Raw genomic sequence first — 808 nt, forward strand, 5'->3', positions numbered from 1 at the left:
TGAAGTAGTAAAAAACAGCCTTTCCGGACCCCTTACGGTGATTTATCGGGCACAAAGTTTGTATTTATAAATTTTCATTGTCTACTTTGTCAGTAAACTATACATAGTTTACGGGCCGGACGATTTAGTCAGCAACAAGCTGGCTATTTTTGGGCTTAATTAGTGCATTTATTTTATAGATTAAGGGCTCTATTTAATCAACAACATGATATCTAAAAAGGCAAAATACGCGCTGAAGGCCATGAAGGTGTTAGCAGAGGAGTTCGGAAAAGGACCGGTGCTGATCAGTCTGATTTCTGAACGGGAAAATATCCCGAAAAAATTTCTGGAAACCATTCTGCTTGAGCTGCGCAATCAGGGGTTACTCCGGAGTCAGAAAGGAAAGGGAGGTGGTTATGCGCTTCGTATTGACCCGTCTGCCGTTAATCTGGCCCAGGTTATCCGGATTATCGACGGGCCTATTGCGCCGACCCCCTGTGTTTCGAAGCATTTTTATGTCCGCTGTGATGACTGCGACGATGAAGAAACCTGCTCGATCCGGCCGATCATGGCTCAGGTACGTGATGCAAACCTATCGGTATACGAACAACTGACGATTGCATCACTAGTCAAAAAACAGGATGTTGCCGATGTGCTTTCATGACCTCACTGCAATGAGTCTGACCACTATTTATTTAGTAATCAGGTTGCAGAACTTGCAACTCTGGCAGACTCTTTTTTTATTTGCCAATAAACTACTTATTCAATAGATTTTAAGTACTATAAGTCTATCCAGTACCAGGAGTATCAGGATTAATGGCAGGGATAA

At 42.7% G+C, this 808-nt stretch carries 1 protein-coding gene; it reads left to right on the forward strand.

Annotated elements, in window-relative coordinates:
* Positions 1 to 205 precede the first annotated feature (205 nt).
* Positions 206 to 643, forward strand: a complete 438-nt coding sequence (locus tag BLX24_RS30815; protein WP_071506937.1) for an RrF2 family transcriptional regulator — start codon at positions 206 to 208, stop codon at positions 641 to 643.
* Positions 644 to 808 lie beyond the last annotated feature (165 nt).

This window comes from Arsenicibacter rosenii, from assembly GCF_001870735.1.
Classification (GTDB): Bacteria; Bacteroidota; Bacteroidia; order Cytophagales; family Spirosomataceae; genus Arsenicibacter; species Arsenicibacter rosenii.